The 23,608-nt window shown below is 48.8% G+C and carries 16 protein-coding genes; 12 read left to right on the forward strand and 4 right to left on the reverse strand.

The window, feature by feature from the left end; genetic code table 11:
- Nucleotides 1–116: 116 nt before the first annotated feature.
- Entirely contained in the window at nt 117–773 is a 657-nt protein-coding gene (locus AC0THY_RS08745) for a phosphatase PAP2 family protein (protein ID WP_489994041.1), read from the reverse strand.
- 482 nt (nt 774–1,255) lie between these two features.
- Here AC0THY_RS08745 and AC0THY_RS08750 point away from each other — a divergent pair, with 482 nt between their 5' ends.
- The 6 genes from AC0THY_RS08750 (at nt 1,256) to AC0THY_RS08775 (ending at nt 8,786) form a co-directional block, all read left to right on the forward strand.
- Nucleotides 1,256–2,764, forward strand: a complete 1,509-nt coding sequence (locus AC0THY_RS08750) for a 4Fe-4S dicluster domain-containing protein (RefSeq protein WP_489994042.1) — start codon at nt 1,256–1,258, stop codon at nt 2,762–2,764.
- A 184-nt stretch (nt 2,765–2,948) separates the two neighbouring features.
- Nucleotides 2,949–4,439 carry a hypothetical protein gene (locus AC0THY_RS08755; protein WP_489994043.1) on the forward strand — a complete coding sequence of 497 codons (1,491 nt, stop codon included), beginning with the start codon at nt 2,949–2,951 and terminating at the stop codon, nt 4,437–4,439.
- A gap of 183 nt (nt 4,440–4,622) precedes the next feature.
- The gene (locus AC0THY_RS08760; RefSeq protein ID WP_489994044.1) at nt 4,623–4,862 is read left to right on the forward strand and encodes an HPr family phosphocarrier protein; all 240 of its coding nucleotides are present in this window, start codon (nt 4,623–4,625) and stop codon (nt 4,860–4,862) included.
- A 154-nt stretch (nt 4,863–5,016) separates the two neighbouring features.
- Nucleotides 5,017–5,739 carry a DNA alkylation repair protein gene (locus AC0THY_RS08765; RefSeq protein WP_489994045.1) on the forward strand — a complete coding sequence of 241 codons (723 nt, stop codon included), beginning with the start codon at nt 5,017–5,019 and terminating at the stop codon, nt 5,737–5,739.
- A gap of 100 nt (nt 5,740–5,839) precedes the next feature.
- On the forward strand, nt 5,840–6,415 hold the full coding sequence (locus AC0THY_RS08770; RefSeq protein WP_489994046.1) for an HD domain-containing protein: 576 nt from the start codon (nt 5,840–5,842) through the stop codon (nt 6,413–6,415).
- 136 nt (nt 6,416–6,551) lie between these two features.
- Nucleotides 6,552–8,786, forward strand: a complete 2,235-nt coding sequence (locus AC0THY_RS08775) for an alpha-galactosidase (protein WP_489994047.1) — start codon at nt 6,552–6,554, stop codon at nt 8,784–8,786.
- Here the strand turns inward: AC0THY_RS08775 and AC0THY_RS08780 are convergent.
- Nucleotides 8,749–9,651 carry an AraC family transcriptional regulator gene (locus tag AC0THY_RS08780; protein ID WP_489994048.1) on the reverse strand — a complete coding sequence of 301 codons (903 nt, stop codon included), beginning with the start codon at nt 9,649–9,651 and terminating at the stop codon, nt 8,749–8,751. The genes AC0THY_RS08775 and AC0THY_RS08780 overlap by 38 nt on opposite strands.
- Before the next feature lie 59 nt (nt 9,652–9,710).
- Nucleotides 9,711–11,204 carry a UDP-glucose--hexose-1-phosphate uridylyltransferase gene (gene galT, locus AC0THY_RS08785; protein WP_489994049.1) on the reverse strand — a complete coding sequence of 498 codons (1,494 nt, stop codon included), beginning with the start codon at nt 11,202–11,204 and terminating at the stop codon, nt 9,711–9,713.
- Nucleotides 11,205–11,690: 486 nt separating this feature from the next.
- Between galT and AC0THY_RS08790 the strand changes: the two genes are divergently transcribed.
- A complete protein-coding gene (locus AC0THY_RS08790) occupies nt 11,691–15,440 on the forward strand; it encodes a diguanylate cyclase domain-containing protein (RefSeq protein WP_489994050.1) in 3,750 nt (1,249 codons plus the stop codon).
- 66 nt (nt 15,441–15,506) lie between these two features.
- Nucleotides 15,507–16,802 (forward strand): M18 family aminopeptidase, encoded by a 1,296-nt coding sequence (locus AC0THY_RS08795; RefSeq protein ID WP_489994051.1) that lies wholly within the window; start codon nt 15,507–15,509, stop codon nt 16,800–16,802.
- 1 nt (nt 16,803) lies between these two features.
- Here the strand turns inward: AC0THY_RS08795 and AC0THY_RS08800 are convergent, their stop codons facing one another.
- Nucleotides 16,804–17,061 carry a YlmC/YmxH family sporulation protein gene (locus AC0THY_RS08800; protein WP_489994052.1) on the reverse strand — a complete coding sequence of 86 codons (258 nt, stop codon included), beginning with the start codon at nt 17,059–17,061 and terminating at the stop codon, nt 16,804–16,806.
- A gap of 234 nt (nt 17,062–17,295) precedes the next feature.
- Between AC0THY_RS08800 and nrdR the strand changes: the two genes are divergently transcribed.
- From nrdR to AC0THY_RS08820, 4 genes are all read left to right on the forward strand, one after another.
- Nucleotides 17,296–17,745, forward strand: coding sequence for a transcriptional regulator NrdR (gene nrdR / locus AC0THY_RS08805; protein ID WP_489994053.1), 450 nt, complete (start codon nt 17,296–17,298; stop codon nt 17,743–17,745).
- A gap of 257 nt (nt 17,746–18,002) precedes the next feature.
- Complete coding sequence (locus AC0THY_RS08810) at nt 18,003–21,554, forward strand: DUF5717 family protein (RefSeq protein ID WP_489994054.1); 3,552 nt, start codon at nt 18,003–18,005, stop codon at nt 21,552–21,554.
- 15 nt (nt 21,555–21,569) lie between these two features.
- Nucleotides 21,570–22,733 carry a DUF5716 family protein gene (locus AC0THY_RS08815; protein WP_489994055.1) on the forward strand — a complete coding sequence of 388 codons (1,164 nt, stop codon included), beginning with the start codon at nt 21,570–21,572 and terminating at the stop codon, nt 22,731–22,733.
- A gap of 24 nt (nt 22,734–22,757) precedes the next feature.
- Nucleotides 22,758–23,549, forward strand: a complete 792-nt coding sequence (locus AC0THY_RS08820) for a hypothetical protein (protein WP_489994056.1) — start codon at nt 22,758–22,760, stop codon at nt 23,547–23,549.
- Nucleotides 23,550–23,608 lie beyond the last annotated feature (59 nt).

The following is a 23,608-nucleotide window of genomic DNA, read 5'->3' on the forward strand; positions in this document are numbered from 1 at the left end:
AATATACAACATTAGCAGTGAGGGTTCAATGATAAAATTTTGTGACAACGATTGAGAACATGCAAAAGGCGTGGAGATGAAGTTTGGATAAGACTTCATTTCCACGCCTTTAGAAATCAGCGGGGTTCGATGACGCGTTTTCGCTCCAGAACGTATCTTGGCCGATATATCAGTCGGTAGCAAATCCAGTTTAAGGCCAGGGCTCCCATAACATCAATGAGGGAGTGCTGCTTTAAAAATACGGTTGAGCACACGATCAGGACAGCCAGCAGTGTGGAGGCATGCACGATCAGAGGATGCCTGCGCAGCGTGGGATGTGCTGCGATGGCGATAGCAACAGCCACGGAGTTAAATACGTGTATGCTGGGAAAGACATTGGTGGAGGTGTCAATGGAGTACAGGTATCGGACCATGTCCACGAAAATGTTGTCCCGCGCAAAATAGGAAGGGCGCAGATTAAGCCCATTGGGAAAGATAAGGGAAATGATCAAAAACAAGGTCATTCCAATTCCAAGGGTGGTGATCAGGCAGTAGTAATCCGTGCGGTCTTTGCTGAATATTCCAAAATAGACCACTGCAGCCGCTATATAGAAGAACCACAGAAAGTAAGGGACAATGAAATATTCACAGAAGGGAACATACTGGTCAGGACCAAAGGAGATCTTATGGATGTGCACTCCTGTACGGTTTTCTACATAATAAAATACCGACATGTAAAATAGAAAAAAGATCGGTACAATAATAAAATGTTTATATTTCTTCAATAGCTTCATAGGTTTCATCTCCATAAGCGGGCGGGAACGGTTATTTTATCTTTTAAGCAGATAAGTCTCCCACCTCTGCAGGTAGTGAGAAATAGCAAATTAGTCTTGGTGTGCGCTATTACACTAAGCTCGAAAACACCTCGCTAAGTGTAAATTGTGTCCGGAGGTATTGCAGAGCCGCACAGATGTATTATGTCATGCAGGGCACACCGAAGGCGTCCAGTGGATGGCGTGTGGCTCGCAGCAAGTACGCCGGGGCGCACTTGAACTCTATAAGCAGGTAAATTATAGCATGGTGATATTTCAAAGACAACAGAGTTAGGATTTATTTAAGAAAGTTTATGAAAGATATAGGTTTTTGGGGGTGTACTGCGGGAAAAACTTGTTTTCTGAGGAATGGGATGGTAATATTTTGGTAATGGGTATGCAGGCAGCTTGAAAAGATGTTCTGTGGTGAAAGCAGAAAGGTCAGAAGAAAAGGAGAAAAGAGTATGAGAGGAATCTATACGTCAGTGAACAAGATCAGACGCCAGGTATTTACCGAGGTGGCCAGGCTTGGATATGAGGGTGGGGATTATGCCAGAATTGAGGATATTCCCTATAAGATTATTCCCGGGGAAATCGCCTCCTACCGGGACAGCGTGTTTTTGGAGAGAGCAATTGTGGGGGAGAGAATACGGCTGACCATGGGGCTGCCACTGCGCAAGGCAAATGAGCATGCGCCCATATCGGACGGAATTGGGGAGAGCATCAAGCCTGAGAAGTACTACGAGCCGCCCCTGATCAATATTATCAAGTTTGCCTGTCATTCCTGTCCGGACAATAAGGTGCATGTGACAGATGCCTGCCAGGGATGCCTGGCTCATCCATGCAAGGAGGTCTGTCCAAAGGACGCCATAGAGATCCAAAATGGGCGCTCTGTGATTGATGAGACAAAATGCATTAAGTGCGGCAGATGTATACAGGAATGTCCCTACGGTGCAATTGTGAAGCTGGAGAGGCCCTGCGCAAAAGCCTGCGGAATGGATGCTATTGCCAGCGATGAGTTTGGCAGGGCGGATATTGACTATGATAAATGTGTCTCATGCGGAATGTGCCTTGTAAACTGTCCGTTTGGGGCTATTGCGGATAAAAGTCAAATCTTTCAAACCATCCAGGCCATTAAGAGCGAGATTCCGGTCTATGCCATAGTGGCGCCTGCAGTGGCAGGGCAGTTTGGCCCAAAGCTGACCCCGGATAAGATCAAGGCGGCATTCAGGGAACTGGGGTTTGCGGATGTGTTTGAGGTGGCTGTAGGGGCGGATCTGTGTACCATAGAGGAGGCGAAGGAGTTTATCAAGGATGTGCCTGAGAAACAGCCGTTTATGGCAACCTCCTGCTGCCCTGCTTGGTCAATGATGGCAAAAAAACTGTTTCCACAGTTTTCTCCCTACATTTCCATGGCACTTACACCTATGGTGCTTACAGGACGTCTGGTGAAGAAGGAACATCCGGACTGCAAGATTGCATTCATCGGTCCCTGTGCAGCCAAGAAGCTGGAGGCCAGCCGCAAAACCATCCGCAGCGATGTGGACTTTGTGCTCACGTTTGAGGAAGTCATGGGCATGTTTAACGCAAAAGAGATCGATTTTGAGAACCTGCCGTCTGAGGAGTTCTTTACAAAGGCCAGCGGTGACGGAAAGGGGTTTGCGGTTAGTGCAGGGGTGGCTTCCGCTGTGGTAAACTGCATCCAGAGGCTGGAGCCGAACAGGGAGGTAAAGGTGCAGAGCGCAGAGGGTCTGCGGGAGTGCCGTAAAATGCTGACCATGGCCAGGACAGGAAAGCTAAATGGCTATCTGCTGGAGGGAATGGCCTGTCCGGGCGGCTGTGTGGCAGGCGCAGGCACCCAGCAGCCCATTAACCGTTCCAGAACGGCAGTGGTCAATGATAAAAAGAATGCCAAATTTCAGAACGCGCTGGACAGCGGTTTTAAAGCATACTTAAAGGAGCTGGAGGAGTAGCTCGGAATATGGACTGCTATTGTTCCGCAGTTATGTATGTTGCTGGACAGAGTGAACCGCAACGCTGGATGTGACAAAAATGTGAAAGTTTGGAAATAAAATGGAAACTTTGGGGGAACTGTGCTATAATAATCGTTAAATCTGAAAAACGTGGATGTTATGGACAGAAATAAAGGAGAATTATATGCAGCTAAAAAAATTGTGCAAAATCCTGACCGCAGCGCTGATTTTCTCACTGGCAGTACCGGCAGCGTCTACAGCAGCGCAGGCCCAGAAAACGGAGGTTAAGAAGCAGGAGTCCGACACCTCTGCGTCTGCGGAGAGCACAAGCACAGAGCAGGATGACACGGAGGCTCCCGCTACGGAAGCTCCTGCCACAGAGACCCCGGCTACCGAGGAGCCGGCTACAGATACGCCGCAGAGCGAGACACCGGGAAGTGAGGCACCGGGGAGCAGTACCCCAGATACAGAAGAACCCGTCACGGAGGAACCGGGGGCGGAAATTGAAGATCCGGATGATGTAAAGCCGGGGGTCGCAGATACAGAGGACCCGGATGACGGCAAAGACAGAAAGAGGAATAAAAAGAAAAAAGTACAGAATACGGAGGATCAGGAACCCTATGTCCCGGATGAGCGGTTTACACAAGTTGCAGAGCCGGAAAAGGTGGAGACATCCTTCCGGTTTACAACTGTGGATAAGGTCTATGCCATAGCCAAAGAAAATCGTACCAGGGTTTACGGGAATGTTGGCGGAACCGGAAAAGCAGTGGGGATACTGGACAAGGATGCACTTTGCTTTATTCTCCAGGACGAGGAGGGCGGATGGTCCTACATAGAATCCGGAAATGTGAGAGGATTTGTGAAGACCTCCTCTCTGGAGACAGGGGAAATCGCAGAAAAGAGGGTTCGCCTCCAGGGAGAGCTGATCTTCAAAAGGGCAGCAGCCCTGGTAAAATCTGAGGAGAATCCGGCCTGGACCTACACAAAGACGACCACAGGTGCAACGGTGGTGGACAAGGAGTATGCTCTTTCCAATACAGAGGGACTCAATGTGCGAGAGGAAAAGGACACAGAATCCCGCATAGTGGGCAAGCTGAATAAGGATGGCATCTGTTTTGTGCTGGCTGACCGGGATGAGGAATGGACGTTTGTGGAGTCCGGTGATGTGCGGGGATTTGTAAAAAGCGAGTACCTGATACAGGGAAGGGAAGCAAAAGAAGCAGTGAAGGAGAAGGGAGAGGCAACCTTTCCACTGGCCAGCGAGCTGATTGAGCCAAAAGATAATAAATCTTGCTATTATACCTTCACCTCTGTGACCGAGGCAGACGCGGACACCATGAAGTACCTTGGCAATTTCACCCTCACAGCATACTGCAGTTGTCCGCTCTGCTGCGGAAAGTGGTCTGGGGGCATGGCAGCCGGCGGAGTTTATCCTGTGCAGGGAAGAACCGTTGCCATGGCAGGTGTGGAGTTTGGCACCAAGCTGGTAATCGGGGACCAGGTTTACACAGTGGAAGATCGTGGAACCCCCTATGGTCATGTGGATATCTATCTGGTAAACCATTCGGATGCCGTCCTGTTCGGCAGACAGAATGCGGATGTATATCTTCTGAAGGAAGCGGATGACTCCGGGGAGGATGAGAAGATTCCAGAGACAGAGAAAACGGTATCCTAAAAAAGAAGCAGTGAAAAAAGTCCCTATGATAATGAGAAAAGACGCGGGTGGCGTCCGTACTAAGACATCTGTACGGCAGAATAAGACAAAAATCGAAAAATTTTACCCTAAATAAGTAAAATTTCCTATTTGAATTTTACGGATAGACGAGTATAATGTCTATAACAAAGAAAGAAAGGGGTGATGAAAGCCATGGTAAGTGTACCGGTTGAATTTAGAAGTCCGGAGGATATCGTTGCTTTTGTGGATATTGTCAGTAAGTTTGACTACGATGTGGATTTAAGATGTGGGCGTTACGTTGTGGATGCAAAGTCTATGATGAGTGCTTTTACGCTGAGCTCTTCCAAAAATGTGGAGATGCAAATTCACGCCAGTGAGTGCAGCCAGTTGATATCAGATGTCGCTCAGTACATCTGTGCTTAATAATAGGACCGCTAAAATGATAGAGACAACAGGATAGAAGGAAAGTTTTCGGAGATATGTTCGGAAGCTTTCTTTCTTTTTTCATTGAAGACAGACATGCCTACTGTATCAAACTCCAGTCAACAACCCCGCTGCAAGCAACGGGGCATCAAAAATGAAAGAGAGGAATGTGCAGAGCAAGATGGATAACAGAGAACTGAGAGCAAAATTGGAATCCTTTGCGGAACCTGAATTCTGGGACTTTTCCAGCCGTCTGATTCCGGATCTGGGTCCGGGTGAGATGCTGGGAGTGAGGCTTCCAAGGCTCAGAAAGATAGCGGCAAAGATTGCTGGGGAAGACTGGCGTGACTATCTTACAACTGCTGAGGATAACTCATTTGAGGAGATCATGCTGCAGGGGATGGTGATCGGCTGTGCTAAAATGCCGTTGGAGGAGAGACTTCAGTGGGTGAGATGGTTTTTGCCGAAAATTGGCAATTGGTCCATATGCGACAGCTTCTGTGCAGGACTGAAGGCGGCAAGAGAGGAGCCGGTGAAGATTTGGGAGTTTTTGCAGCCGTGCTTCGTGAGCGGCCGCACGTATGAGATACGCTTTGGCGTGGTCATGCTGATCAATTACTTTGTGGGTGAAGAGTGGATTGGCCAGGCGCTTGCGCTTTTGGACGGCATCTGCCATGAGGATTACTATGTGAAAATGGCCGTGGCCTGGGCAGTATCCATGTATTATGTGAAATTTCCGGAGAGAACCCTGGTATTTTTAAGGGACAATCATCTGGATACCTTTACCTACAATAAAGCACTGCAGAAGATCACAGAGTCCCGCCAGGTAGATGCAGCTGTCAGGGAACGGATACGCGCTATGAAAAGGAAAGTGTAAGGAAGTATTGACAATCTCTGCCAGTGGAATAAAATAGAAAGAAAATAACTATTTGGCAGGTCTGCGCATTTACTGCGCTGACCGTAAGAGGAGGAGAGACATGGAGACAAAAGTGACCAGAGAGCAGGCAATGGATTTGCTGAAAAAATACAACCAGGAGCCGTTTCACATTCAGCATTCGCTGACTGTGGAGGGGGTGATGCGGTGGTATGCAAGGGAGCTGGGCTACGCGGACGAAGAGGAATTTTGGGGGCTGGCAGGACTGCTTCACGATGTGGACTTTGAAAAGTATCCTGAGCAGCACTGCGTAAAGGCGCCTGAACTCTTGGCAGAGATCGGGGCAGAGGAGGAACTGGTACATGCAGTCTGCAGCCATGGATATGGGATTGTATCCGAGGTGGAGCCGGAGCATGAGATGGAAAAGGTCATGTTCGCTGCGGATGAGCTGACCGGGCTGATCGGGGCTGCTGCCCGGATGCGTCCCTCAAAGAGTGTGATGGATATGGAGGTTTCCAGCCTGAAAAAGAAGTTTAAGGACAAGCGTTTCGCAGCCGGATGTTCCAGGGATGTGATACGCCAGGGGGCGGAACGACTGGGATGGGATCTGAATAAGCTGTTTGAAATGACGATTCTTGCCATGCGGGACTGCGAGGAGGAGATTCAGGCGAGTGAATAGACCGAACCTGTGCAGTGACATTTTTCACATAATCCCATGTTTTAACTGCCATAATTCCATGTATTTAAAAGGAGATGTATGGTAGGATTAGGGCAGAGAGATAGTGAAAAATACCTGTAAAAGGAGGAACGCACAGATGGGAATTGCAGTTGAGGAACCGAAAGGGTTATTCACATTACAGACCAGAAACGGAACCTATCAGATGAAAGTGAACACTTATGGGTTTCTGATTCATCAGTATTATGGGAAGAAAGTGGAAGCGCAGGATATGGGATACCTGCTGACGGAACAGGATATTGGATTTTCCGGAAATCCCTGGGATGTGGGAGAAAATAGGGAATTTTCCCTGGATGTGATGCCCCAGGAATACACTGGAGATGAAAATGGGGATTTCAGAATACCCAGCATTGCGGTGGAGTATGAGGACGGAAGCAGAGGGCTGGATCTGCGGTATGACTCATACCGCATCATGCCTGGGAAATATGCCCTGAAAGGACTTCCGGCAATGTATGGGGACAGCCAGGATGCAAACACACTGGAGATTGTGCTCAGGGATAGGGTTGCGGCGATAGAGATAGCGCTGCTATACAGCGTCTGGGAGGATTATGATATCATCACCCGATCCGTAAGAGTCATAAACCGGGGAGAGTCATCCGTGTGTCTTCAAAGAGCGGCTTCTATCTGCCTGGATTTTCCCAGGGGGGAATGGAATCTGATGCATTTTTACGGCCGCCATGCCATGGAGCGCCTGGCAGAGCGAAGGCCTCTGGGGCATGGTATTTTTTCTGTGGAGAGTGTGAGAGGAACCTCCAGCCACCATCACAACCCTTTCATAGTACTCTGTGACCAGAAGGCGAATGAGGACTGGGGAGACTGTTATGGGATGGCTTTAGTGTACAGCGGAAATTTTGAAGCCAAAGTGGAAGTAGACCAGCAGAACCAGGCCAGGGTTGTGATGGGAATTCATAGCAGGAAGTTTAACTGGGTGCTGGAGGGGGGACAGGAATTCACTGCTCCTGAGGTGATCCTCTCCTACAGTCCCAACGGGTTTGGAGCCATGTCCAGGAACCTGCACAGAGCCATGCGCACTCATCTTTGCAGGGGGAAATACCGGGATATGAGAAGGCCCATACTGATCAATAACTGGGAGGCCACTTACTTTGACTTTGACCAGGACAAAATTCTCAAGATTGCGCAGGGAGCGGCAGAACTCGGTGTAGAAATGCTGGTATTAGATGACGGGTGGTTTGGAAAGAGGGACAGCGACGGTACCGGATTGGGAGACTGGGAGGTCAATATCGGGAAGCTAAAGGGAGGACTGAAACCTCTGGTAGATAAGGTGAATGTACTGGGCATGAAGTTTGGACTTTGGTTTGAACCGGAAATGATATCAGAGGACAGTGACCTCTACCGCAGGCACCCGGACTGGGTTTTAAGAATGCCCGGGAGAGAGCCCGTGCGCTCCAGAAGCCAGCTGGTTCTGGATATGTCCAGGACAGAGGTGCGGGATTACATTTTTGAAAAGATGTGCCTGGTATTGGACAGCGCCAACATAGAGTATATTAAGTGGGATATGAACCGAAGTATCAATGAGGTATACTCCGATAAGCTGCCAGCCAGCCGCCAGGGAGAGGCGGCGCACCGCTATGTGCTTGGAATCTATGAATTTTTGGAAAAACTCATTCACCGTTATCCGGAACTTTTGTTGGAGGGATGCAGCGGCGGGGGAGGGCGGTTCGACGCAGGAATGCTGTATTACTCACCTCAGATCTGGTGCAGCGACAACACGGATGCCATAGACCGCATTAAGATACAGTATGGTACCTCCTTCGGGTATCCCATATCAGCAATGGGTAGTCATGTTTCCGCAGTTCCCAACCATCAGACGGGGAGAATCACTCCTCTTTCCACAAGGGCTGTTGTGGCTATGGCCGGAAGCTTTGGCTATGAGCTGGACTTGAATAAGCTCACTGAGGAGGAGAAGCACCAAGTTAAGCAGCAGATACAGACCTGCAAAAAATACTGGAAGTTGATTCATCAGGGGGATTACTACCGGCTGACAGATCCCTTTAGGGAAACCCGATTTGCGCTCTGGCAATTTGTATCTCCGGATAAGGGGGAGGCCCTGGTGCAGGGGGCGGTGATAGAGCCAAAGGCAAATATGCTGCCCTGCCACATCTGCCTGAGAGGCCTGGATGGGCAGAAAAGATACCGCGTTAACGGGGACAGAGTATATACAGGTGCAGCGCTTATGAATGGGGGAATTCTCCTACCTCAGATGCAGGGCGACTATCAGCCTGTGGAGCTGTATCTGGAGGAAATGCGGGACCATTTCACATCCCGTCAGTCTCTCTCTTTTTCGTGCCGGTGATCAGCAATTCCGGTGTCTCGCGGTAGGTTTTGGGACTGAGACCGTACTTCTGCTTAAAGATTTTGGAGAAGGCCAAAGGGTCCTCATAGCCCACATGGGACGCAATGGCGCCCACCGAAAGATCAGTCTGGGATAGGAGGGAAACAGCCTTTTCCATTCTAAGATTCACCAGAAATTCCTGTGGAGAAACTTTCATGACCTTTTTAAAGCTGTTCGTCAGGTAACTGCGGTTGATTCCGATATACTTTGCAAGGTCGTTAATCTTTATACGCTGTGAATAGTTGAGAGAGAGATAGTTGACCGCCTGCTTCACGTAGACGGAGCCAGGGTAGTCGTAATTAAAGGCATCCTGGGAAGCGGATTGGTGGTCTTCAATTAGAGCTGCAAAAAAGAGCAGCATACAGCTGTTTCGCTTCAACTCATTGGCATAGGTGAGCTGATGAGCCTCCAGCATCTGGTCCACATAGCCCACCAGCGCTTCTGTACAGGAGAAGGTGCCCGTGGGCGCCTCCTTAGTAAAGCCTGCACCTGCTGCGCATTCGTTTGCCTTCAGACCATTAAAGCCAACCCAAATGTACGACCAGGGTTCCCGCTTATCCGCCTCATAGTAGGTTTCCTCTCCGGGGAATATGAGGAACGCCTGTCCGGCTTTCAGGGGAAAGGTTTTCTGACCAGTTTGAAAGATCCCCTTTCCCTTGGTGACCACGTGCAGTACATACTCGGTACGTGCCTGAGGCCCAAAGCCAAATCCCGGAAAACAGTTTTCCGTACCGCAGTAGCTCAGATACAGATCCACATAATCCCTGCGGAGATCTTCCAGACATTTAAAATGAGCGGAACTTGTGTAGCCAGCCTGTAAGTTCATAGAGCACTCTCTTTCTATCTGTTTTTACAGTTTCTCGCAGCTGTTCAGTGCCTTCACAGTTACAGTTTTTCTATAAAGCGAAGGAAACCTTCCCTGCCCTGTGCAGTACATTTGTACACGCCTGCGTGCTCCAAAACCTGCATAAAGACAGTCCCAACCTCCTGTTGAAGGATCTGCATCACATTGTCCTTCGTGACGGCATCGTACTTGGGAAGAAATTCCTCCACCCAATCTGCATGTTTTTCCAGAACCTCATTGGAGCGGGGATCGGCTCCAGTTACCAGGCAGTCTGCAAGCTGTTCCAGTTCGGATTTCAGTCTGGCGGGAAGCACTGCCAGTCCCATAACTTCTATCAAACCGATGTTTTCCTTCTTAATGTGGTGCAGCTCTGCATGTGGATGATAAACGCCCAGGGGATGTTCCTCTGTGGTGATATTGTTGCGCAGCACCAGGTCCAGTTCATAGGCATCTCCCCGTCTTCTGGCGATGGGAGTGATGGTGTTGTGGGGTTCCCCTTCTGTGTATGCATAGACAAAAGACTCCTCATCCGTATATTCTCTCCAGACAGTCAGAATGTGGTCAGCCAGATCAATGAGTCTTGCCGGGTCACAGGATTTCAGACGGATCACCGACATAGGCCATTTTACAATGCCGGACTTTACATCCTCATAGCCGGGAATGGTAAAAGTACTCTCCAGAGGGGCTTTTGCCATTGCGAACTCATAGTGTCCCCCCTGGAAGTGGTCGTGGCTTAAGATGGAGCCTCCCACTATGGGCAGATCTGCGTTGGAACCCACGAAATAGTGAGGGAACTGGCGCACAAAGTCCAGCAGTTTGGCAAAAGTGTCCCTCTCAATCTTCATGGGGATATGCTCGTAGTTAAACACAATGCAGTGCTCATTGTAGTAGACGTAGGGAGAATATTGGAATCCCCACTGGCTGCCGTTTACCGTGACAGGAATCACACGGTGGTTCTGTCTTGCTGGGTGGTTGGTGCGCCCTGCATATCCCACATTCTCAATACAGAGCTGACATTTGGGGTAGCCGCTCTGTTTGGCCAGTTTGGCGGCAGCGATAGCCTTTGGGTCCTTTTCCGGTTTGGAGAGGTTGACTGTGATATCCAGATCGCCATAGGGGGTGGACGTCACCCACTTTTGATCCTTACAGATGCGGTAACGGCGAATGTAATCCGTGTCCTGGCTGAATCGGTAATAGTAGTCTGTGGCCTCCTGTGGGGAATGCGTAAAAAGCTGCTGGAATTTTTCAATAACCTCGTGGGGGCGGGGAGTCAGAAGGCCCATCACTTTTGTGTCAAAAAGATCACGGTAGGTAACGCTGTCCTCCGGCAAAAGTCCGTTGGCAGCGGCATAGTCCAGAATTTCCGCCAGCGTTTCTTCTAAATTGACGTTTATGTATTCTTCAGCAGGCTCTTCGTAATCCTCCAGCTTGAGCAATTCCAAAATTGCATTGGTAGTGAAAACAGCATCCTCCTGCCGAATCAGTCCGGTTTCCAGACCATAGCTTACCAGTTTTTTAATACTCTCATTTATCATAGCTTTTCTCCCTTCTTTGATCTGCGTCAGCAGTTCATATCGGGTTACTGTTCACACGTTCACAGTAACATGCATAAATCCATGCAAAATCGCCTGCGGCAATGGGATTTATGTACCCTTGAATCATTTTCTTAGGGCCTGAGCAGTAAATGCTCAGACCTGAGTGAACTGTAACCATATTGGTTCTTTTTTATGTTTTATAACAAAAATATTGTTTTATAACATAAAAAATGTGATAAAGTTATTATACCATATTTAGGTGGTTTGTAAAGAGAAATCAGGAAAAATATAGAAGGAAATGCTTTCTCCCAAAAGGGGGATGCTTGACAGAAGGTATGCAATGAAATATACTAAAATCAATAATGTTTGCGCAGAACAGGCCTGATTGTACTGCCTTCAAGAGGGGAAACTGGAAGGAGGAGTAATGGGTGCTGCATATGCGTGCAGCTCCCGGTAAGGCTGACCGGGGGCGGAGGGGAGAGCGAGATGGAGAAAAGGGATACCCTTCTTCTGGTGGATGATATGGAAGTCAACCGTGCGATTCTCCGCAGCCTTTTTGAACAGGAATACAATCTGCTGGAGGCTGAGAATGGTGCCCAGGCGTTCATGCTGATTCAGCAGTACAGAAGCTCCTTGGCGGCAGTACTCCTGGATGTGGTTATGCCGGTAAAAAATGGTTACCAGGTTATGGAGGAGATGACCAGGGCAGGTCTCATGGCATACATACCAGTAATTGTCATAACCTCTGAGAACTCCATAGAGAATGAGGTGCGGGCTTTTGATCTGGGAGCGGCGGATATAATTATTAAGCCCTTTGAGCCCCATGTGGTGAGAAGGCGTGTTCAGAATGCCGTGGATCTGAACCGGCATAAAATGCATCTGGAAGAGATGGTGGGGGAGCAGGCGGCAAAGCTGAGAGAATCCAGGGATGTCATTATGGATACGCTTTCTTCCGTCATTGAACACCGCAGCATGGAGACAGGGCAGCATGTCCTGCGTATCCGGATGTTCACAAAGCTGTTGCTGGAGAATGTGATGCGCTACTGTCCGGAGTATGAATTAAACGAGAGAGCAGTGGGGGTTATTGCGGAGGCTGCCGCGCTGCATGATATTGGAAAGATCTCTATCGCGGACACCATACTCAATAAACCGGGGAGGCTGAATCAGGAAGAATTTGAAGTGATGAAAACCCACACGTTAAAAGGGTGTGAAATTCTGACAGGCCTTGACCGGATGGGGGACAAAGAGTATCTTCGCTATGCTTACAATATCTGCCGTTATCATCATGAACGCTGGGATGGGGGCGGTTATCCGGACAGGCTGAAGGGGGACAATATCCCGGTATGTGCCCAGGCAGTGGGAATCGCGGACGCTTATGATGCCCTCACCACAGATCGCGTTTATAAAAAGGCAATACCTCCCCAGCGGGCCCTGACAATGATTTTAAATGGTGAGTGCGGCAGTTTTTCACCAAAGTTGCTGGAGTGTCTGAAAAACGTAAGGGAATCCTTTTTTGAGCTGACAAGAGAGTATGCGGATGGACAGCAGCCAAAAGCAGAGATCGTACAAACAGCTTCCATGTCAGTGCCGTCCCATGTGGAAAGTATTCCGGAAATCGGGCAGATGAAATATTTTGCATTGCTGCGCTACATTGAGTCCACTGTTTTGGAGGTAGATATTGACAGCGGGATTTACCATCTGGTTTATCAGCAGAATGAAGACTTTGCGGATCTTAGATCAGGCGGCACATTTGAGGAATCATACCAGGCTTTCGTGGAAAATGCGGTGCACCCCGAAGACCGTGAGGTGGTACTGGAGACTATAGAGAATTATATAGAAGAATTTTTCAGCAGAGGTATCATCAAGCGCACTTACTCGTACAGAGTTCTCCACCGTACCAGCGGAGAGTACATCTGGTATGAGTCCACAGCGCTGCGGGTGGATATAGACAGTCCCAGACGCCATAAGGTGCTGATTATCTGGAGGCAAAAAGCCCCGGATTCTGGCCGGGCATTGGAGGATGGGATTCCTCCCATTCAGAATATACTTGCCGGTGTCCGTCAATGTATCAATGATCAATGGCTGACGCTCAGGTATATGAATGAGGGATTTCTCACCCTGCTTGGTTACCGGCGCAAAGAGATAGAGGAGAGGTTCCACAACCGCTATATGGAGATAATCCACCCGGATGACAGAATGTCTGTTCGCAGCCGTCTCCGTCAGGGATTTAACGCCGGAAAAACACAGGAACAGGAATACCGCCTGATTGCTAAGGATGGAAGAACGGTGTGGGTACTGGACAAATGTTATTTGGAGACAGAGAAGGACGGAGTGGAGTGCCTGAACGGTGTTCTTACAGACGTCACCCAGATCAAGCGGGTCCAGGAGGAACTGCGCCTTACTATGGAGCGCTACCGGGTGATACAGGATCAGACAAATGATATCATTTTTGAGGGAGATCTGAGGACGGGTGAGGTGTTTTACTCCTCAAATTGGGAGAAGAAATTTGGATATAAGCCTTTAAATAACAAGATTTTTTCCAGGCTGCAGTGGGATTCCCATCTGTTTCCGGAGGATATCCAGGGCTTGAGGAAGTGGATGGACGAGATCGCATCCGGGATACCCTATGGGGAGACAGAACTGCGGATTGCGGATGCCCAGGGAAAATACCGCTGGTGCAGGGTCCGCGCTACCACCCAGTTTAATGATGAGAATGAACCGGTAAAAGCGGTGGGCGTCATTCTGGACATTGATAAAGAGAAAAAGAGAATTCAGGCCCTTACGGATATGGCGCAGCAGGATGCGCTGACCAGGCTGTACAATAAAAACACCGCCCGTGAGAAGATTCAGCTCAGGCTGGACCGCAGAAGAGACGGGGAGAGGCTCGCAATGATGATCATTGATCTGGACAATTTTAAGCAGGTTAATGACCTGCATGGCCACATGTTTGGGGATGCGGTGCTGGCGGAGGCGGCCTTTCGTCTCCGAGAGCTCTTTGGGGCGTGGGACATTGTCTCCAGGTTTGGAGGGGACGAATTTTTGGTCTTTCTCCAGTACAATTTTGGGGAGGATTATCTAGAGAAAAAGGCGTCAGAGGTGGTCAAAGCCTTTCGGAGTGTACATATGGATGAGCTGCAGAAGTTCAGCCTGTCCTGCAGCATTGGGGTTTCCAGGTGTCCCCAGGACGGAATGGATTTCCAGAATCTTTTTCAGAGATGTGACAGGGCGCTTTACCAAGCTAAACAGAGAGGGAAGGACTGTTACGAAATTTATAATGGAGAGAAAATGTCAGGGGCTTTTGGGAGAAATGTGGATATGGCTTTTACAGCAGGTACCCGTATAGAATCGGACGAGGTGAAGGGAGTCAGTGTCGACAGCTTTGTGCTTCAGGCTTTTCAAAAGCTGTATGAGACGGAAGATGTGGAGAAAGCAATTAATGGAATCCTGGAGATTGTGGGGCGTAAGTACAATGTAAGCAGAGTTTATATCTATGAGGATGCAAAGGACGGCATGCATACCCGAAATACCTTTGAGTGGTGCAATCAGGGAATTCCCTCCCAGATGTATCGGCTGCAAAATGTGAACTATAAAAAGATGGGTGGAAAATACCGGGAGAATTTTGACGAGAATGGGATCTTCTACTGCCAGGACATAGCAGCACTGCCCCAAGAGCACCGCTCCATGCTCCGCCGACAGAATGTCCGCTCCATGCTTCAGTGTGCGGTGCGCGATGGAGGTAGGTTCATCGGTTTTGTGGGCTTTGATGACTGCACGGTACTGCGCAGGTGGACACAGAACCAAATCGATGCGTTGATCTTTGTCTCAGAGCTGTTATCCACTTTTCTGCTGAAAAAGCGGGCTCAGGACCAGGCGGTGTCCATCGCTGAGAATCTCAGGATGATACTTGATAATCAGGATTCCTGGATTTATGTGATTGATCCTGACACCTATGCGCTTCTCTATATCAATGCGAAAACCCTGCGCACAGTGCCGGATGCAAAGGTCGGTATGAGCTGTCACGGAGCGTTTTTTCATAGAGATCATCCCTGTGAACATTGTCCGGTAAGGGATATTAAAAGAGTGGGCAACAGGACTTTGGAGGTGTACAATCCTTTCCTGAACATTTGGACCATGGCGGACGCCAGTGTGATTCGGTGGGGAAAAGAAGAGGCATGTCTCATTTCCTGTCATGATATCACAAGATATAAGCAGGAATCCTATCAAAAAGATGAATAACAGAGGGACATTGGGGGAGGATGTAATAGATTAGATATAATAAAGGAAGAAAAGGAAGCGTATCCCATGATGAAAGAAACGACAGTAATGCGTTTAATGAATACCATATCCAAATCAACCTCCCCGTTTCATGCGGCCGGGGAGGCTGAAGCACAACTTCAGCAGGCTGGGTACACAAAACTGGGCTGGAGGGAGAGCTGGAACCTGAAAAGGGGTGGAAAATACTATGTCTGTCCCTTCGGTACCACGGTCATTGCCTTTCGGGTCAACCCGGAGGGAGGTTCCACGCAGTCAGTGAGGATCTCCTCCGCTCATATTGACAGTCCGGGGCTGCGCATCAAAGCCGGAAAGGATATGGAATCTGACTACTATCTGAAGATCAATGTGGAAGAGTATGGCGGAGGAATCTGGAATACCTGGATGGACAGACCCCTGTCTGTGGCAGGCAGAGTGATTCTGAGGGGAGATAATCCCTTTGAAACCAATACCCGCCTGATCGATTTTCAGGAGCCCATCTTTGTGATTCCCAATCTGGCGATTCATTTAAACCGTTCGGTCAATGAGGGGATTGCAGTGAAACCCCAGACGGACCTGATTCCCATAGCCGGATGCGGAGAGTATCAAAAAGGTGCCTTTCAAAAAGAGATGGCCAGGCGGCTAAAAGTGAGGGAGGAGGATATCCTCAGCTATGAAATGTGCCTGTACAACCAGGAACAGGGAACCGCAGCAGGCCTGAATGGGGAACTTCTGCTTGCGCCCAGACTGGACAATCTGACATCCATGCAGGCTTGTCTGACGGGCTTAGCGGAGGGCAGCCGTGCAGAGGGGATGGATGTGATTGCCCTGTTTGATCACGAGGAGATCGGAAGCAGAAGCAGAAACGGAGCTGCTTCAAACCTTCTGGAAAGTGTTTTGGAGAGAGCTTTTTACGGCCTGGGATACACCAGACAGGCATTTTTGGAGAGTATGGCTTCGGGCTGCTATCTGTCCCTGGATGTGGCGCACGCAGACCACCCCAACCACAGAGATGAGACAGATCCTACCACGGGAATTCGTCTTAATGAGGGCGTGGCAGTCAAGACCACTGCAAGGCAGAGTTACTGCACGGACGGCGAGATGACAGGAGTGCTTATGCAGCTGGCCGGAATAGCCGGGGTACCCTGCAGAGTCAATTATCCCCGGTCCGGCTCCAAAGGGGGAAGCACCGTGGGACCCATGGTTGCGTCCGGGCTTTTGCCTAACAGTGCGGATATCGGTATCCCCATCCTGGCAATGCATTCCGCTATGGAGACGGCCGGGGCTTTGGATCAGTGTTACTTAGAAGAATTGATGAAGGTATACTATGGCACAGAGGCAGTGTAGCCTATTCACACTTCTTTTTGCACTCGTCCTCGTTTATTTCCACTAGTATGATATCTGAGCCGATCTGGGTAATACATTTCCACGGAATGACGTATTCCGAGTCTCTGCCCAGAAAGGAACAGAGCTTTCCGGGCCCCGGGACGATAAGGAAGAGGATGCAGCCGGTGCGCGGGTCAATATCCACGTCCACGGCACAACCCAGAGACCGGCAGGTACAGATGTTGATTACTTCTTTTTGGCGTAAATCACACAGGCGCATGACAGCTCCTTTGGCATAGTATGCTTGTTATAATATATGCATAGACTTGCCGAATCGTTACCGCTGTTCTTTCAACTAGTGTACTGTAACAATCTATTCTTGACAGGAGGGGATGGATTGACTATACTCTAGTTAACATAAATTGTAAATGCGCAGACCTGTTGAATAGTTGCCATAAATTCCGGAAAATAAGGTACGCAGAGACAGTCAGGGAAAGAACAGAGGAGGAGCAGTATGAAATGCCCATTTTGTAATCAGGACAATACAAGAGTTGTGGATTCCAGGCCAGCGGATGACAACAGTTCCATCAGAAGAAGGAGACTGTGCGATGAGTGTGGAAAGCGGTTTACTACCTATGAAAAGGTGGAGACGATTCCACTGATCGTAATTAAGAAGGATGAGAGCAGGGAGCAGTATGATCGTTCTAAGATTGAGGCCGGAGTGCTGAGGGCCTGTTACAAACGGCCGATACCGGTTCAGGAGATCAATAAGTTGATTGATGAGGTGGAGACAGAACTGTTCAACCGGGAAGAGCGTGAGATTGCCAGCAAACTGATCGGTGAGATAGTGATGGACAAGCTCAAGGATCTGGAGGCAGTGGCCTATGTGAGGTTTGCCTCTGTGTATCGGGAGTTTAAAGATGTAAATACCTTTATGGATGAGCTCAAAAAGATTTTGAATTAGGAAAACTTGTTTATGGAATGGTCAAATACCCCGCAGCTTGCTGTGGGGTATTTTAATGTCTGTGTATACAAAAAAGGCCAGTTTACAGCTGATATGCGCACCCAAAGGAGGCGAACAGTAACGGTTATTCGCTGATTTTGGAGAAAAATGCTGGAGAAAAATGTCGGGAATAGTTGCACCAAAAGGGCACAAGGTGATATACTGATCAAAGAAATATGCCGTCAGCTATGAGAGGCATATTTGAAAGGTGAAGCGTTTTGAAGAGAAGAATTGATCAATTAATAAATGAAATTTTTGAATATGAAGCGCCTGGAATACAGATATCTGAGACAGAAATCAGCGTCTCTGTTAAAAAAGGGGAAATTTACCGTGGAAGTTTTCAGGTGGAAAGCCCGATTCAGAAGAAGATAAAGGGATTTATCTATTCCTCCAGTGCAAGAGTCGGTTATGAACCGGATGCATTTTACGGCATAAGTGAGAAGGTTGTGTATGAGGTGGACACGGCCGGCATGGAGGAAGGGGAGGTGCTTTCGGGCGTCTTTACTATCTGTACGGATGCCGGCGAGTATCGCATTCCCTACAGAGTAGAGATTGAGCGCAGTGCAATAAAGACCTCTACAGCCGTGATTGGAAACATGGAGGATTTCATTAAGCTCGCCCAGGAGGATTTTCAGAAAGCGTACCTGATTTTTGTTTCACCTGGGTTTTCACGGCTGGTCTATGAGGAAAACCCACAGTGGATTTCCCTGTATGAGGGGCTGACCGCTCAGTCTGTCAATTACAGCAGTCTGGAGGAATTTCTGATCGGGCTGAATAAAAAGAGCGCAATCTGGCTGCAGGCGGACAAAGAGGAAGCGGTTTACAGGGACGTTAAGCAGCAGGTGCAGGAGTCATTGGTTTTGAGTAAAAGTACCTGGGGCTTTATGCGCTTGGAGATTTCCTCAGATGCTCCGTTTCTCAAAGTGGAGCGTCCGCTGGTCACTACGGATGAGTTTATAGGCAGTACTTACCAGATGGAGTATCTGATTGATCCCGGGCTGCTTCATCCGGGCAGAAACTGGGGCAGAATAGCAGTAAAAACACCGTTTCAGACATTGGAGTTCCAGGTGCTTGTGCATTGCACAGAAAATGGGCAGGTGATACGCGCACATCTGGCGCAGCAGAGGCAGGTGGCAAATCTCCTCTCACTCTACATTGACTTCAGGCTTAGGCGCATCCATATTAACGCCTGGATTACCAGATCCCAGGAGGCTCTGGAAGAATACCGCCAGGCCGGAGGCACACATACCATGCTGGACTTGTTTCAGGCACAGCTCTTTTTTGCTGCGGACAAACAGGATGCGGCCTGCATGATTTTGGAAAACCTGGACCAGCACAAGGAACGGCTGAATACCCCAGAGATTTTGGGATACTATCTGTATCTGACCACCTTCTACCACAAAGACAAGGAGTATATCGACTATGTGGAGGAGCAGGTATCCAGCCTGTTTTTACAGAATCCGGAGAACTGGAAGCTTCAGTGGTTTTTACTGTATCTGCAGGAGAATCTCATGGTTCATCCCGCAGAGAAGCTGGAGGCGATCTTGCAGCAGTATGTGCGGGGCTGCCGCAGCCGGATTATGTATCTGGAGGCTTACCACACCATAGAGAAGTCTCCCCTGCTCTTGAAAAAGCTGGGGGATTTTGAAATACAGGTGTTGAAATTTATATGCCGGGAAAAGCTGTTAAGCGGGGAGATCATCATGCAGATCAGCGATCTGGCAGGCAGACATAAGGAGTACTCAAAAGAGCTCTACGAAATCTTGAGGACCTGTTACCAGGTGCGTCCCTCCAATGGTCTGCTCCATGTGATCTGCAGTCTGCTGATCAAGGGACACAAAACCGGCAGCGAGTATTTTACATGGTATGAAAGAGGTGTGGATGCGGATCTGCGCATCACAGGTCTGTATGAATACTATGTGGATTCCCTGGGAGGACAGGAGGGGAAACCCCTTCCCAAAATGATCCGCATGTATTTTTCCTATAATAATGCTCTGGATTACCGCAAGAAGGCCCAGGTATATGCCAATGTGGTAAAAAACAGGGAAAGAGATCCCCAGACCTATCAGAGTTACCGTCCAATGATTGAAAAGTTTATGGTGGACCAGCTTACCGCTGGTAAGATCAGCAAAGATCTGGCTTTCTTGTACGGGACCTTTCTCACAAGATCTGTTCTGAACCGGAAAATGGCGCAGCACCTCACAAAGGCATTGTTCACCTATGAACTGCAGTGTGACCAGAGAGACATCCACAGCGTGATCGTGATGCACAAGCAGTTGAAGAAAGAGCAGAGAACCTCCGTCTCAGAGGGGCGTGCCTATATTCAGCTGTACACTCCGGATTACCAGATCTTTCTGGAGGATGGGGAGGGGATACGCCATGCCCGTTCCATTTCGTTTACCCTGACCAGGATTCTGGAGAACAGTGATTTTATGGAATACTGCAGGGAACTGGCTCCTGAGAGCCCTGGTCTGGTGCTCTACACCTGCGGGATGGCGGATGGGGAGAATCCGGTGAACAGCTCGAATGCGGAGCAGTTCGGCAGACTTCTGGACATGGAGGAGGTAAAGGATACCTACAAGGAGGAAGTACGCCGGAATATTCTGGACTATTACTATGACAACCAGGGAGACGAAAGCCTCTACGAATATCTCCACAACATTGACTATGACATTTTTATCCGCACGGATAAGAAAAAGCTGGTGGAGCTGCTGACTGCGGAGGGAATGTGCAGAGAAGCCTTTGAACTGGTTTCGAAGTATGGGCCGGAAAAGGTGAGCCCCATATCCCTGGTGCGCATGTGCAGCAGAAACATCCTGAGCAGGGAGTATGAGGCGGACGAAATGCTGGTGTCCATCTGCTATTTCTGCTTTGAACAGGGGAAATACGATGAGACAGTGCTGGCCTATCTGCTGAGATACTATGACGGTCCCGTGGAGTCCATGAAGACCTTGTGGAAGGCAGGCAGAAAATTTGAACTGGACACCATGGCCCTGGAGGAAAAGATACTCATGGTCCTGCTGTTCGTGAGATGCGGAGCGCAGGATACGGAGGAGATTTTTGACTCCTACAGGAGAAAGCTGGGCAGAAAGAAATTGCTGCTGGCCTATGTGATTTACCGTTCCTACGACTATTTTGTGAAAGAGATTCCGGTGAAGAACCAGGTGTTTGAATACATTGAGCGGGGTTACGAGAAAGGAAAAATCACCCAGGATATCTGCCTGCTGGCTATGCTGCTTTGGTATACCAGGCGTCCGACGCTGGAAAAATATCAGCAGGAGAACGCGCAGGAGTTGGTGGAAGGTTTCCTGTACCGGGGGCTGCGCTTTGCCTTCTACAAAAAATTTGAGCCTGCATTGATACGTGCCTTCCAGCTCCAGGACAAGAGCTTTATTGAGTACCGCACAAATCCCAGGGCAGCGGTAAGCATTACCTATTATAAAGAGGACCGCAAAGGGGAAAAGTCGGCTCAGAAGACAGAACTCATGAAGCCGGCCTACGAGGGCGTGTTTGAAAGGGAGTTTACCCTGTTTTACGGTGAGAAAATCGTCTACCATATTGATGAGGAATTGAACGGTGTGGTAAAGAACGGGGAAGAGCTGGTATGTGCCTGGAGTGAGAAGAACAGCACACAGGACAAGACCCGCTATGACCTGATCAATCAGATCGCGGAGCATCTGAAGAAAAAAGAGGAGCAGGCGGCCAGAACTGCGATGAGAACCTATCTGGAGCAGGAATGTCTGGTAGACCGTCTGTTTACTTTGACATAGGCAATGGAGGCATATATGACCAGTGAATTGAATGAGGTGTTGATAGGGTTTGATCTGTGTTATGATTTTTCACAGATGACCTTTTATCATCAGAATAATACAGAGCCGATGACTGTGAGCTCTGTACCGGGAGAGGAGAAGCATCAGTTTCCCACGCCCAGGGACCTGTTTCCTCTGATTGAGCAGAGGGCGGAGCTGGGAATTGCCCTGCTCTCCAATTTTTTCAAAAATTCTTTTGAAAAGCTGTCTTCCATCGGGCCGGTAAAGAGGATGATTGTCATGGTTACCATGGAGAAAATGAAGCCGGTCTGGGCCAGAGCTATTGTACAGGCTTTGGAAATGCTGGACATAGACAGGGAGAATGTATACCTTCAGGATCATATGGAGAGCTTTTTTTATTATACGTTGAGTCAGAAAAAAGAGTTTTGGCATTACAATGTAGCTCTTTTTGAGTATGGCAGAGAGGGAATCACTGCCTATGAATTGCGAATTGACTACAGTACAAAACCGGCGTTTGTGAATGTGGAGAAGAGGTCCAGGCTTCATCTGGATAAGAAGGCCAGAGGCGGCCAGGAGAATGAGGAGTGGAACAGAAACAGGGACCGCTTGTTTCTGAACCAGGCCCAGAAGATGATGGGAAATGAGCCGTATTCATCCGTATATCTCATAGGAGATGATTTCAGCAAAGAATGGATGCAGAAATCGCTGCTCTTTCTATGCCGAAAGCGCCATGTGTTCATGGGGAAAAACCTTTATACAAGAGGGGCTTGCTACGGAGTGATGGACCAGACAGGGATACAGCCCATAGGTGCGTTTTTGTACAACGGTCCAGATATGATTGAGTTTAACATCGGCATGCGCATGCAGGTGAGAGGGCAGGAGACTTACCACAATATGATCACAGCAGGCGTCAGCTACTACATGGCGCATTATGAATGTGAGTTTCTCCTGGACAATACCCATGAGATAGAGCTTTATTCCAGAAGTATGAAGGGAGAGCAGATGATTCACACCGTGCAGCTGACAAACCTGCCCGAACGGCCGGGCAAGGCTACCAGAATCCGGATGAGCCTGGAATTTACTGCCAGGAACAGGTGCAGTGTGAAGCTGGATGACCTGGGGCTGGGGGATCTCTATCCTACAGCCGGGAAAAAGTGGGAGGCCTTGCTTGAATTATAAGGAAATATGGAAGGGAGAACCAATATGGGCCGATATCATCTGTGCCAGGTGAAGAGGGCAGAGCGCCCCTACTACATTACCAGTATCAGTACAAAAATATATACAATAGAAGAGCTATGCTTCTATCTGCAGCAGAATGTATACCTGATTGACCAGTCCATCGTCAATGAGGAGCTTTGCCTTTGGATTCGGGATGAGCTGGGATTGAAACGGCTGTACCGAAAGCTGCATGAACAGTTGGAGAGGGAGGACGAGAGCATTGTCAAGTTTATCATGCCCATCTTTAAAGAGATCAGTTATCTGACGCCCGGGGAGTACAGGGAAATACAGGATCAGATTATGAAAATCGAGATACAGCCGGAGGATCTGAGAAGAAAAATGAAAGCGGACTATCTGGTAAAGTATGAGATGTACAGCAATGCGGTCAATGAGTACTACCAGATCTTAAAGGAGAGAAATCCGGGTAACCTGGGAATCCAGTTCTATGCCTCCATACTCAACAATATGGCTGTGGCTTACGCAAAGCTGTTTCTCTTTGAGGAAGCTGCGGACTGCCTGTGGCAGTCCTACGGGATCGTCCGCTCTAATGAGACCTGGAAGCGTTATCTGTCTCTCCTGCCACTGTACCTGAGCAGGGAAGAGTACGCCAGGAAGCTTAAAGATCTGTCCGTACCCAAGGAACAGATACGGAGGATTGAGGAGCAGAACAGGGAAATTGTAAAAAAAGCCATGGCAAAAAAGATGTCAGGCATTGATCCGGAAGAATTTCTGCAGGAGGCCATGGATAAATATGGCAAGAGTTCGGGTTCCTGTTGACAGTTCCTTCAGAATATGCTAGTATGATTTTGCTGATTTACCATAGTAGAGTGATCCAT

Source organism: Ruminococcus sp. 8Y-12, assembly GCF_058119865.1.